The sequence below is a fragment of the Vibrio parahaemolyticus genome (assembly GCF_900460535.1).
Taxonomy (GTDB): Bacteria; Pseudomonadota; Gammaproteobacteria; order Enterobacterales; family Vibrionaceae; genus Vibrio; species Vibrio parahaemolyticus.
On the sequence record NZ_UHIL01000002.1, the window covers coordinates 1,627,101 to 1,639,821 of the forward strand.

A 12,721-nucleotide genomic window follows, 5' to 3' on the forward strand; every position below is an offset into this window, starting at 1 on the left:
GTGGCTTATGCGGCATGACGAGATAAGCTTAATGCACCGTGCATTGGTAGGTTGCGTATTCTGTCCAGTGATGAATTGCACTTGGTTTACCGAGATAAAACCCTTGATAATAATCGAGTTCCAGTTGACGCATGGCTTGCAGCTGGTTGTTCTCTTCAACCCCTTCGATAATCACTTTGGCCCCCATGTTTGCCGCTAGATCTACCGCACTTCGAATGGAAAAGGTATCACCAGCGCAATAATCGAGTAGATAAGAGCGATCAATTTTAATTATGTCAGGACAAAGCTGCTGAACGCGGGCAATGTCGGAATGTTGCGCGCCAAAATCATCGATGGCAAAGATAAAGCCATTCGCTCTCATTAACTGTACGGCTTTGATCAGTAAATCAGTATCACCGCAGGATTCTTCTACAACCTCAAACACCACATCAGACGGGGTCATACCCAAATCGGCAAGACGTTTGTAAAGCAAGCCGTTGTCTTTAAAGCCCATGTCTTTGGTGAGCGTGAGTAGGGTTTGAGGCATAACATTGAGAAAGAGCTTAATCGGCGTTCCGGCAAAGTGACGAGCGAAGTTTCTGATGTGCATGGCTCGGGATAAAAATTCAACACATAAGCGAAAGTAAGGGGCGATACTTGCGTTGGAGAGAAAAATGTCTGGGCGAATTTGAACGCCGTCTGCGCCATGAATGCGAAGGAGGGCTTCCATTCCAATAACGCGTTGGTGCTTATCAAAAATCGGCTGATAAACACTGTGAAAAGTGAATTGGTTGATGACTACGTAATATTCCCCAAGACCGTCCTGTCTTATGTACTGTTCGTAGTCAGACTGTTTCTTTAACTCCATGAAAAACGCCGAGAATTTAGCATTGAGTCAATGTAACAGGATGCAGTTCCAATTTGAAGAATCAAATGTGTCTAATTGCATGTGCTATTGAGTTAATTTGAAATAGATTCCGATTTTTTCTCAATATATCGAAAAATGAGTGACAGACCGAAACAAATCAAGAAGTAAGAAAAGCCAACAATCAGCCAAATTTCAAAGATATATCCTGATGAGTTTGCCATCTCTGTCCCAACGAAAGTCATTTCTTGTATAGAAATTAGCGAAACGATGGAGGTGTCTTTCACCAAAGAGATGGCTTGACCGGCAAGTGCAGGTGTTATTGCTTTAAGCACCTGTGGTGCGATAACGAATCGGTATTTCACCCACCGAGACAAGCCCAATGAATCCGCCGCTTCCCACTGACCTTGGTCGATGCTTTGTAACCCTGCTCGCACAACTTCTGCTATGTATGCAGAAGAGAGTAAGCCGACGCATAACACACCAGAGGCAAGATTTTCCCAAAGGTTAGAAGGTCCAAAAAGAAAGCTTTGTAGCGCGTTTGGTTCACCGTTGTAGTTTCGTAAAAGATCTTCTAAACCGAGTAACGGGATCAATTGGTTAGAAATGAAAAAGTAGAAAATAAAAACAAAAACCAACGGTGGGATGTTTCTTACCAACTGAATAAACGCGTTGGCAGGTGTACGCAACCAAACAGAGCGAGAGAAGCGGGCTAAGCCTAACAAAGTGCCAAGCACTAATGCGAAACTGATGCCCCAAATACTGAGCCTTAACGTCGAAATCAAACCTTGGAAGAAGTAGGGCAAACCACCGTCGGATCTTGGTGTGAAAAGTAGTTCAAACGCCTCTTTCCACTGCCACAAATAATGCACACCAACGTTGGAACGTTGGTACAGCCAAACACCACCAATACTACAGATAATAAGCAGTACCCAATCGAGCGTGTTTAACCGAACTAGAAAGGAACCTGTGTTGGCCTTTGTGGGTGCTGTGCGAGTGGTGGTTTGTTCGCCCAAAAATTTAACTCCGATAGATGATGGAAAAGTAAAATGGATGATTAAAAAGTATAGGCTCGCGAAGACCACGAGCCATTTAGATTACTGGCCTTGCGCGACTTGATCTTGCCAATCTAATGTCGAGAACCAGTATTCATAACGCTGTTTTAACCATCCATCTTGGGTTCTTTCTTCAATCCATTTATTGAAAAAGGCTTTTTTATCTTCCTCCCCTAAGCGAACCGCAAAGGCTTCGTTACCTTTTGATAGTCGTTCAGAAAATGGAAGGAATAGCTTGTCGCTGTGTTTCACTGTCTCATGTTCTGGTTTTGGGCTAGAAGCAATAACCGCATGGGCGTTACCATTCAGCACCTCTTGGAACGCTTGCGCGTCGTCATCAAATTGCAGAATCTTCGCTTTCGGGAAGGTTTCTCTGGCGACTTGAACGGTGAATGCACCGCGACGAGCCGCTATTTTTACGCGTCGTGAGTCAAAATCGGAGAATTCGCTAAAACCTGAAGCAAGCTCTTTGTTCGCTGCCACTTGAACTCCAGAGTGCGAGTAGGGCTCAGTAAACAACACGCTTTTGGAACGCTCAGGCGTGACCGACATGCCACCGATGATCACGTCGAACTTTTTCGCCAGTAGTGCGGGAATAATGCCATCCCATGCAGTCGGTACAAATTCCACTTTCAAACCTGAATCTTGTGCTAAGCGTTTGGCAACATCGATTTCAAAACCGATTAACTCACCTTGCTTGTTGCGCATTGCCCAAGGTACAAATGTTGACATACCAACGCGCAAAGTGCCTCGTTCTTTGATTTGATCTACATTGGGAGTGGGAACGTCTTCTTTCGCGATAGTAGGCATAGCGATGGCTAGCCCTAATAATGCAGTAATGGTCGCTTTGAATAACTTCATGTTATCTCCTTATAATTTGCGCCAACTGGCTCCGAGTTTGTGTTCTAGCCATGCAGACAAGCCAGAAAGTGATAGAGTGAGAGCAAGATAAATTGCTGCCACGGTAAACCAAATTTCGAACGGCATCGCCGTCTCAGAGACGATGTTGCGTGCCTGTGTTGTTAAATCAAAAATCGCCATCACGCTTACAATGGAAGAGTTTTTGATCAAAGAAACCACTTCATTGGTCAATGGCGGTAATGTGCGCTGTAAAACCTGAGGCAAAATCACGTCTTTGTATGTGTAAAACGGTGATAACCCGAGTGTTTGTGCTGCTTCGAATTGCCCTTTAGGAATACTGTTTAAACCTGCGCGGAATATTTCCGCAGTGTAGGCACCTTGGAAAAGGGACAATGCCAAAACGGCGGTGTTGAATCGGTCCAAACCAATCACGGGGCCAAACACGAAGTAGAGCAAATAGATTTGCACCAACAACGGCGTGTTACGTATTACCTCGACATAAGTGGTGCCAATAACATTGCCGACTTTCGAATCGCTAAGCCTTAGTAACGCGGTGAGCAACCCCAACACTAAGGTGAAGAATAGACTAATAGTCGAGATGTTAAGCGTGACCAATAACCCATCGATAAGTTCTGCTGGCCACCATTCGCCATCTTCATAAAAAGCGATGTAATTAGGTACGCGTTCCCATTGCCATTGATAGCCCATAGCATCGGCTCCAGAGTCCAACACCCACACAATCGCGATGAAGAGGAGCGTCATTTGCAGTAAAGCTTGAAACACAGGTTTGATTACGCGAACTATCATCAGTAACTTAAAATTTGGTTCAAAAATGCTTGGGTTCGTGGATGCTGTGGTGTTTCAAATAAGGCGATCGGTGAGTTCATTTCCACGATTTGGCCTTCATCCATAAATACCACGCGGTTCGCTACTTTTTTGGCAAATCCCATTTCGTGCGTGACGCAAATCATCGTCATTCCACTTTGAGCCAGTTCAACCATAACATCCAACACTTCGTTGATCATTTCCGGGTCAAGCGCCGAAGTCGGTTCGTCAAAAAGGAGTAAGTCCGGTTCCATACATAAGGAACGGGCAATCGCGACGCGCTGCTGCTGACCGCCGGAAAGCTGGATGGGGTATTTGCTCGCTTGTTCTTCAATATTGACGCGCTTGAGGTAATGTCGTGCGCGTTTTTCAGCTTCTTGTTTTGACAATTTGAGTGTGCGAATCGGCGCTAAGGTAAGGTTTTCCAGTACAGTCAAATGAGGAAAAAGGTGGAAGTGCTGGAACACCATGCCGATTTTACCGGGCTTGAGAGATTTTGCATGAGAAGGCTGGTCGAACACGTAAAGTTGGCCTTCTTGAATCGATTCAAGATGGTTGATGCAACGAATGAGTGTTGATTTCCCTGAACCTGAAGGGCCACACACAACGACGATCTCGCCAGAATGTACGGAGAAGTTGATATCTTTTAGAGCGTGGTAATCGCCATACCACTTGTTTACGTTGCTAAATTCGACGACGGGAGTGTTCTCTTTCAAAGGGGCACGCTTTTAGGGATAACAATCGCTCTACAATAACAAGTTGTGAATGCGATTTCATTAAGTTAACGCTCATATTCCAAGAGTCAGCGAATGGTTGGTTATATCGTGCGCAATAAAAAGGACCTGCCATTTGGCAGGTCAAGTCCCTGTGGAGCAAGTTATGGGGGAGACATTCAAGGTCGAGCTTGAATAAGGGGGAGGTAAACCTAAGCTGCGATTTCTTCCGCTGGCTTCATGTGAGAAGACACATTCAAGCTCAGCAAGCGACACGCGTTGATTTCACCCATGCCTTCGATGGAGTCGAGTTGGGTCATCAAAATGGAGGAAATATGTGCTTCGTTGGCCTTTTGACGTAAGCATTCCACTAACTGTGGCGCGAGATCGACGTGGCTTTCTGCTGCTTTGAAATACAAAGGTTCAACACCGCGTAGAATAGTCATTTGTGCAAGCAAGGCTGGGTTGTCGCTTAGGGCCCAAATCTTAGTTTTACTTTGGCAGCGAGACATCAACAGGGGTGTTTCACCATGTTGGGTTAAAATCGCAACGCCAAGGTCTTGATGAACGCGAGATGCTGAAATCATTGATGAAAGCGCGAAACTTTTGCCTGGGTTAGAACATAAGTGTTGCAGAGTATCCCAGCAGTCATGGTTGCATTCCAACTCGTGCTCTGCACCTTGTGCGATGCGAACCATGGCTTCGACCGCTTCGATTGGGTATTTGCCCGCCGCCGATTCCGCCGACAGCATTACGGCGTCTGTTCCGTCGATAATCGCGTTTGCCACGTCTAACACTTCAGCGCGAGTTGGGAGAGGATTCTCGATCATCGATTCCAACATCTGGGTCGCGGTAATGACCGGCTTACCCCAATGTTTAGAACGATTGATCAATGATTTTTGCACCATTGGCAGTCGTGCGTCGCCAATCTCTACGCCTAAATCGCCGCGAGCGACCATAATGATGTCAGATGCTTTAATGACATCATCCATCGCTTCTTTGGTTTCAACCACTTCTGCGCGTTCTACCTTCGCGACAATCTTGGCGTGACAACCTGCTTTTTGCGCCAAGCTGCGAGCGTATTCGATATCTTGTGCATTGCGCGGGAAAGAAATGGCAAGGAAGTCGGCTCGAAGTTTAGCTGCGGTGTCGATGTCTTGAATGTCTTTCGCGGTAAGAGCCGGAGCGGAAAGACCGCCACCTAACAAATTAATGCCTTTACGGTTAGACAATTTACCGCTGTTCAATACTGTGGTTTTAATCCACTGCTCGTCACGGTGTACTTGGCTTACTTTTAGCTGAATGCGGCCATCATCTAGCAGCAGAATATCGCCTTCGTTCACGTCTTGAATCAGCTCTGGGTAATCAAGCCCAACCATTTCTTGGGTTCCAGATTGTGCGTCAAGTGTGCCGCTCAGCGTGAATACGTCGCCTTGATTGAGTAGAACTGCGCCATTTTCGAAACAAGAAATACGAATCTTAGGACCTTGTAAATCGACTAACACACCAACATAAGTATCGAGTTCGGCCGCAATTTCACGAACTAAATTCGCGCGGGCAATGTGTTCTTGCGCCGTTCCGTGAGAAAAGTTGAGTCTGACTACGTTCGCGCCTGCTCGAATCAACTTAGTTAGTGTTTCGCGGCTTTCACTTGCTGGGCCTAGCGTAGCCACAATTTTGGTTTTACACATTTGTCACCTCAATCGACACTTAAAAAGGAAAATAGAAATAGGGGGGGGATTTTCTATCAATCTCGTAAGCACTCTTTGCAAAAGAACTTAAGACATTGGGGAAGTAAGCGGGAGTTGCCTCCCGCTTTAGTCAGGATTAGTGACTAGGGCGAGCTTCTAGCTCTTTTTCTTCAACTGGGTCGATATCAACCACTTTCTTCGCATTCCAAACTGTTAGAGCAAGAAGTAGAGAAATCACACCAGCAGCCAGCCAGAAATATTGCGCTTGAGAGAAGTCGTATTTAGTTACGCCATCAACCTCTGTGATTTTGATTAGAGAAGCTGACGCTAACTCTTGACCAGAAGCGGCGATGTAAGAGAACAGACCGATGAAGCCTTTCACTGCGCCAACTGCGTTCTTAGGCATCAAGTCACAAGCAGTTAGACCTGCAAGGAACACAACCAGACCACCGATAGCGAAACCGATCATACCTAGTGCTACTGCGTCAACGATGCGGTTATCTGGGCCGAAGAACATCAAGCACATGCCACCGATGTTCGCCAATCCGTAAAGTAGAGTCGGGATATGGCGGTTAGAGTTGAACACCTTGTCAGAGATGATGCCTGATAGGATTGCACCTGCTAGACCCGCGATAGGGTATGTAGACATTGCGAAGCCAGCGTCAATCAGTGAGTAACCTTTTGCTTCTTGTAGGTAAAGCACTGCCCAAGAAGACATCGCGTAGCGAGAGATGTACATCGCTGCACACGCTGCTGCAATTAGCCAAACGGTTGGTTGCTTCAGGATGAACATTTGAGCGCGACGAGTTGCTTGCGGATCGTTCTTTTTCTTGATCTCAGGTTCTTCGTCGAATGCTGTTGCTGAATCTGGCAAACCGTAAGTTTGTGGACGGTCCTTTAGGATGAAGAACATACAAATCGCTGCTGCAATCGCTGCAATACCCGCACCGATGAAACCTGCACGCCAACCGAAGTAGCTCACTAGAGACGCCGTTAGGATCCAAGTGATACCTTCACCGATGTTACGTGAGCCACCCCAGATAGAGTAACGGCTACCACGTTGCTTTGGTGAGAACCATTGGAACAGAGACACACAAGACGGTGCTGAACCAACAGATTGGAACCAGCCGTTTAGACCCCAAAGCAGAACAAAGAAGAATGCCGTGGTGTTCAAACCCATGAATACTGCGGTGATACCAGACAGTAGTAGAGAGAACGACATAAATCGGCCAATGTTGGCATAGTCAGAAAGGAAGCCGTTCGAGAACTTACCAAAAGCGTAAGTGAAGAAGAAAGCCGAACCCATGATACCGAGTTCTTCGATGGTTACGATGCCTGCATCCAGCATTGGTTTTTTAACAACACCTAAACTCATACGAACTACGTAGAAGACGGCGTAACCGAAAACCAAGCCTAAAAATACATGCCATTGGTAGCGTTTGAAACGCGCTTGCATTTCCTCTTTCGAGCCATCTGAAAGAGGGAGGTCAGGGCGTGTTTTAAAGAAATTAAACATCTTGCACTCCAAGTTTTAATCACAAATGTTTTGTTGCAGGGCTATCTTGAAGTGACAGATTGCACAGTACAAAGGCATGAATTTGAGACAGAATTGACCCATATTGATATTTAGGTTGAGTCAAAAACGGGAATTTAGAACGTTAGGCTGACACTTGTTACTGATAGAATATGCTTAGTTCTGGTTGAAGTGCGTCAATAGTGACTCAAACATACTCTGTAAGATTTTTTGACAATCTTTCATAGATTTGAGTTACCGCACACTATTTAGGGTTTTTGGTTAATTTGATGGCTGATTTCAAGCAATTTGGGCGTCGTTTACTTCTTGGTGCGGCGCTTTATGCACCACTCACAATGGCAGCAGAAAAAGAGTTGGTGATACTCACGACCTTCTCTCAAGCACCAATCACTGCTTTGGTGGATGACTTTACGCAGCACTACCCTGATGCTGAAGTCCGAGTGGTTCACCGACGCACTCAATCAAGTCTGCAATTGCTCAGCAAAAGCTACATGAAGGATATCGACTTGGTGTTGAGCTCGTCGCCGTTTCTGATGCAAGAGCTGTCTAATGAACATCGTTTGGCTGATATGTCGGCGCGTGTGCAAGTGCCGAAATGGTTGTCGCCTTATCTATTACCTAATAACGATCAAGTCGTGGCGTTTGGATACTCAGGTGCCGGGATTGTTTGGAACAAAGATTATTTGGCCGCGAACCATTTACCAGAACCGAAGCGTTTTCAAGATCTGACCAATCCGCTGTACTTTGGTCACGTCACTATGAGTACGCCAAGCCGATCCGGAACCACGCAATTGATGGTCGAGAGTGTGCTTAGTCAATATGGTTGGCAAGAGGGCTGGCGGATTTTACTCAATGTGGGAGCGAACCTCGCGACGATCTCTTCTCGCAGTTTTGGAGTGGCGGATTACATCGCCAAAGGTAAGTTTGGTATTGGGCCGACGATCGACAGCTACGCACTGATTGCGCAACGCAAGTTCGACTACGTTGGCTTTGCTTATGACCAAGACTTTACGCTGATGCCTACCTATATTGCACAAATCAATCGGGGTAAGAGTGATAAGTTGGCAGAGTCCTTTATTGCTCATTTGCTTTCGAAAGAAGTACAAGAGCAGATGGAAAGCAGCACCTTCTCCAAAACAGCGCTTGACGATACGGCTCGATACGGTGGAGAAAATCCCGTTCTCGACCTAGAACAGGTAATGCCACGTGAAGCGTTAATCAACTTGATTTTTGATACCGCGATCACCAAGCGTCTTCCGGAGCTTCAAGATGCTTGGCTCTCGCTCATTAAATTGAATCGACTCGCCGACGGAAAACCAGAGAAACAACGTTCGCTACAAGCCATTGAAAAACAACTGTTTGAATTGCCACTGAGCAAAGCGCAAGTAACCGAAATTGCGCAAAAGCTGTCGACCATGGATAAAGATTCCGAAGTTGGCATGACGCACTACCAAGCATTATTGGCAGAGTTTTCCCATGAATTGGGGCGTGCGATGTCGGAAAAATTGGACAACGTAAATCAGCAATTGGCTCAATGGCGAGGGAAAGAGAAGTAGTGTTATACCCGAAATACAAAACCATCGGTGCACGCTTAATTGCCGCTTTTGCTTGCAGCACGCTCTTGCTTACCGTGGTGTGTTTGGTCGCTTGGGCGACATGGAACAGCTTGGATAATCAGGTGCGCCTTTTGTTGGAAGATAGCGTACCTAAATATAACGCCAGCTATTTTCTCGAAAGTAAAACCAGTGAAATTAACCGCCGCGTAGAAGCGCTGCAAGCGGTAGACAACAAAGTACAGCTGACTGAACAAGCCATGCAGGTCAACGAGCAATTGGCTTCGATTTCGACAGTTCTGAAAAGCAATAAGATGAGCTCGGAGTTTTATCAATTGCTCGAATCGGAAGCTGGCCTTGCCTCGCTACTGGAAAAGTACGTGGATATGATTTCAACTCGCATCGATCAAACTCGCCGCGTCGACCAACTGATGGAGCAGATTAACTGGCTTCACCAAGATATTCGCTCTGAGCTCAAACCGGTTCGACAAGAAGTGCATTGGCAGATTGAGCGGGTAAACGACTCGAAAGAAATTCAAAACTTGCTGGTGCAATTGAGTACTTTGCAGCGGGTAATCGATATTGAATCGGCGGTGTACGACATGGCGATTGATGTTGCTGGCGCATCAATGCCGGAGCAGGTCGACAATGGGATGAAGGTGATTCACTTTCGCTTGATGGATCTGCAAGAAAGCAGCACAACCTTAATGAATCAGCCAACCTCAATCGCTTACAAACAGTTATTGCAAGAACTTGTGGTTGTGTTGAGTCCAGAAGGCGCGTTCGATAAACAATTGATGTCATTAGTGACGCTGAACGGCGACATTCAGAAAATACAAGAGCAAATCGCGCTCAGCATGGAAGCCATTCATCAACAAATCGGTGAACTGGTTTCCACTGCGGACCAAACGTTCAAACAGGTGAAGAGTGAAACCGCCGAGCGTGTGTCTTACGGCAACCACGTTTTGATCGTCTGCTTTAGTTTGTCGATCATGACGAGCATGTTCTTGACGTATTACTTCATCAACCGCCGCATTGTGGCACGTTTGATAGGGTTAGGTGACAGTATTGATGCCATCATCAAAAACGACCTGAGCCATCCGGTTGTGGTGGACGGCAATGATGAGATTGGACGATTGAGTGAAAAGCTCATCGAGTATGGTGAAAAGGTACAGGAAATTCAGCGGACTAACGCTTTGAGCCTAATCAACAACACTACGGCGAGTTTGATTACCAGTGACCTCAATGGCGTAGTGGAATCAGCAAACTTAAGCGCGCGTAAGTTGTTGAAACTTGGTGAGGTTAACGAAAGTTATCCGATTTGGGAGTACTTCCCAGAGAGCTGTCGAGATCAACTAAAAAAGGTATTCGATGGTTCTCATTTGTGGATTGAACTCGGCAAAATTCATGTGACATTGTCACTTGGAGACGAGAAGCCAAAGTATGTGCGTTTCGATATTCGTCCTTTCGCGCATGGTGCTGAATATAAATTGATCATGACCATTACGGATGTCACTCATCAAGAAATGACCACGCGTACCTTGGAAAGTCGGGTGTTAGAAAAAACGCAAGATTTGCTACTGAAAAACCAACAGTTAGAAAACGAAATCGAAGAGCGTATTCGCACCGAAGACAATCTTAAAAAGACGCAAGATGAGTTGATTCAAGCTGCAAAAATGGCGGTTGTAGGGCAAACCATGACCAGTTTGGCGCATGAGCTTAATCAGCCATTAAACGCAATGTCGACGTATTTATACAGCGCGAGAATGTTCCTTGAACAGGAATCTCCAGAAAAGGTTGGTGAATCCATTACCCACATCGAAGGTTTGGCAACTCGGATGAGTAAGATCATCAACAGTTTGCGCCAATTCGCTCGCAAGCCAGAAGGTGAAAGAGAAGTGAAGTCTGTAAGTGTTCATGAGGTGGCGGAGCAAGCATCCACCATTGTGAACACGCGAGCGAAGCGTCAACAGATCAGCATAGAAAACCAGTTACCTGATGATGTAAAAGTGCAAGGCGACATGTTGGCGCTAGAACAGGTCTTCATTAACGTCTTAGTAAACAGTTGTGATGCGTTGATGGAAAGCACAAGGGACGAACAAAAACGGATTCAAATGGCGCTGGTGGAACGCACCAATCAAACCACATTGATTGCGATTAGTGACAACGGCATTGGGTTTGGTGAAGAGATTGTGCAGCGGATTTTTCAGCCTTTTGTGTCGACAAAAGAAGTTGGCCTAGGGCTGGGGATGAATATTTGTAAGTCATTAATAGAAAAGCATAAAGGAAGTATCTACCTCGCTTCCTCATTAGAAAAAGGTGCGATGGTTGTGTTGGAGTTACCTAATGAGCAATAACCCATATTCAGTATTATTGGTCGATGATGATCAGGATGTTTTGGATTCTTATTCGTACTTGATGAACATATCATCAATCAAGTCAAAGGCCATTAACGACCCAACACAAGCGCTGCAATACGTTTCTCCAGAGTGGGCGGGCGTTGTTATTCTCGATATGTACATGCCGCAAATGCATGGATTAGAACTGCTTCGGATGATCAAAAACGTCGATGAGCGAATCCCTGTCATTGTGATCACTGGGCACGGCGATATTCCAATGGCGGTTGATGCAGTAAAGCAGGGCGCATGTGAGTTTTTAGAAAAACCGATCAATCCTGCGGAGCTTTTAACACTAGTAAAACAGCAGCTTGAAACTCGAAGCAGCCAGGTGGAATTGCAACTACAGGCGGAGAAATCTATTTCGTGCTCATTAATTGGTAAGTCTGCGCATATGGAGCAGATCCGCAAGCTTGTTGCCCAATACGCGTTACTGGACACGCACGTGGTGGTTTATGGTGAGTCGGGCACTGGGCGTCACAGCGTCGCGGGGTTAATTAAAGACATGATGTCTAAGAGTGAAGAAACGGAGTATGGCTCTTTTGCTCTCAGTGCAACCACAACAATGGATAGCATTGATGATGCCATCGACAAACAGCAGTCGTGTTTACTTGTGTTAGAGAACTTACCTGAACTACCTGAAGAGGGACAACGGCATCTGGCTCAATTATTACTGGCGCGAGAACGTTGTGGGAAAAAGAATCTGCGTGTTGTAACGATTTTTGACTCAGAACCGGAAGAGTACATCACCAAAAATCAATTGCTGCCGGAACTGTACTATCTACTCAACCAAGGCGTGGTTCACGTACCGCCATTGCGTCAGCGCCCTGACGACATCGTGACGATATTTCATTACTTCTTAAAACTGAGTTGTAAGAAATTAGGCAAAACATTGCCAAATGTCGACTCTAGCTATCTCGCGCTACTGAGAGGTTATCCGTGGCCGGGCAACATCCGTGAGCTAAGAAACATCGCTGAGTTATACGCAATCGGAATTGTTAAGTTAACGGGTAAAGAGCGCATCTACTCACAAAATGAGATTCAGCTTCCATTGGATGATTTGGTGGACGATTTTGAAAAGCAGCTCATAGAAGATGCGCTGTTTTTGCACTCCGGGCGAATTACGGATGCGGCAAACCATCTGCAAATACCACGTAAAAAGCTGTATTTGAGAATGAAAAAGCACGGAATTGAAAAGGGCAATTATAAGTCGCGATAACAACAAAGCGTTTGAGGTCTACATCAGTAA

At 45.9% G+C, this 12,721-nt stretch carries 10 protein-coding genes; 3 read left to right on the forward strand and 7 right to left on the reverse strand.

Features of this window, described 5'->3' with window-relative positions; genetic code table 11:
• Positions 1-28: 28 nt before the first annotated feature.
• The 7 genes from DYB02_RS24440 to DYB02_RS24470 form a co-directional block, all read right to left on the reverse strand.
• Positions 29-847: an EAL domain-containing protein gene (locus DYB02_RS24440; protein ID WP_029806497.1), complete on the reverse strand. Its 819-nt coding sequence runs from the start codon at positions 845-847 to the stop codon at positions 29-31.
• Positions 848-939: 92 nt separating this feature from the next.
• The gene (locus DYB02_RS24445) at positions 940-1,860 is read right to left on the reverse strand and encodes an amino acid ABC transporter permease (protein WP_029806498.1); all 921 of its coding nucleotides are present in this window, start codon (positions 1,858-1,860) and stop codon (positions 940-942) included.
• Positions 1,861-1,941: 81 nt separating this feature from the next.
• Positions 1,942-2,760 (reverse strand): transporter substrate-binding domain-containing protein, encoded by an 819-nt coding sequence (locus DYB02_RS24450; RefSeq protein ID WP_005498752.1) that lies wholly within the window; start codon positions 2,758-2,760, stop codon positions 1,942-1,944.
• Positions 2,761-2,769: 9 nt separating this feature from the next.
• Entirely contained in the window at positions 2,770-3,567 is a 798-nt protein-coding gene (locus tag DYB02_RS24455) for an amino acid ABC transporter permease (protein WP_029806499.1), read from the reverse strand.
• A complete protein-coding gene (locus DYB02_RS24460; RefSeq protein WP_021454503.1) occupies positions 3,567-4,301 on the reverse strand; it encodes an amino acid ABC transporter ATP-binding protein in 735 nt (244 codons plus the stop codon). The genes DYB02_RS24455 and DYB02_RS24460 overlap by 1 nt, the downstream gene beginning before the upstream one ends.
• Positions 4,302-4,510: 209 nt before the next feature.
• Positions 4,511-5,989, reverse strand: a complete 1,479-nt coding sequence (pyk, locus tag DYB02_RS24465; RefSeq protein ID WP_005454220.1) for a pyruvate kinase — start codon at positions 5,987-5,989, stop codon at positions 4,511-4,513.
• A gap of 136 nt (positions 5,990-6,125) precedes the next feature.
• A complete protein-coding gene (locus DYB02_RS24470; RefSeq protein ID WP_005397635.1) occupies positions 6,126-7,505 on the reverse strand; it encodes an MFS transporter in 1,380 nt (459 codons plus the stop codon).
• Positions 7,506-7,792: 287 nt separating this feature from the next.
• Between DYB02_RS24470 and DYB02_RS24475 the strand changes: the two genes are divergently transcribed.
• The 3 genes from DYB02_RS24475 to DYB02_RS24485 are packed head-to-tail and all read left to right on the forward strand — an operon-like array spanning position 7,793 to position 12,691.
• The gene (locus tag DYB02_RS24475) at positions 7,793-9,079 is read left to right on the forward strand and encodes an ABC transporter substrate-binding protein (RefSeq protein WP_029802462.1); all 1,287 of its coding nucleotides are present in this window, start codon (positions 7,793-7,795) and stop codon (positions 9,077-9,079) included.
• On the forward strand, positions 9,079-11,433 hold the full coding sequence (locus DYB02_RS24480) for a sensor histidine kinase (RefSeq protein WP_029805741.1): 2,355 nt from the start codon (positions 9,079-9,081) through the stop codon (positions 11,431-11,433). Before DYB02_RS24475 ends, DYB02_RS24480 begins: the two co-directional genes overlap by 1 nt.
• Positions 11,423-12,691, forward strand: a complete 1,269-nt coding sequence (locus DYB02_RS24485; RefSeq protein WP_029805739.1) for a sigma-54-dependent transcriptional regulator — start codon at positions 11,423-11,425, stop codon at positions 12,689-12,691. Before DYB02_RS24480 ends, DYB02_RS24485 begins: the two co-directional genes overlap by 11 nt.
• The last annotated feature ends 30 nt before the right edge of the window (positions 12,692-12,721 follow it).

What these genes read in the sequence shown, in the direction of transcription:
- DYB02_RS24485 (WP_029805739.1), top strand. Translation starts at nt 11,423, where the DNA reads ATGAGCAATAACCCATATTCAGTATTATTGGTCGATGATGATCAGGAT.
- pyk (WP_005454220.1), bottom strand. Translation starts at nt 5,989, where the DNA reads ATGTGTAAAACCAAAATTGTGGCTACGCTAGGCCCAGCAAGTGAAAGC.
- DYB02_RS24450 (WP_005498752.1), bottom strand. Translation starts at nt 2,760, where the DNA reads ATGAAGTTATTCAAAGCGACCATTACTGCATTATTAGGGCTAGCCATC.
- DYB02_RS24455 (WP_029806499.1), bottom strand. Translation starts at nt 3,567, where the DNA reads ATGATAGTTCGCGTAATCAAACCTGTGTTTCAAGCTTTACTGCAAATG.
- DYB02_RS24470 (WP_005397635.1), bottom strand. Translation starts at nt 7,505, where the DNA reads ATGTTTAATTTCTTTAAAACACGCCCTGACCTCCCTCTTTCAGATGGC.
- DYB02_RS24440 (WP_029806497.1), bottom strand. Translation starts at nt 847, where the DNA reads ATGGAGTTAAAGAAACAGTCTGACTACGAACAGTACATAAGACAGGAC.
- DYB02_RS24475 (WP_029802462.1), top strand. Translation starts at nt 7,793, where the DNA reads ATGGCTGATTTCAAGCAATTTGGGCGTCGTTTACTTCTTGGTGCGGCG.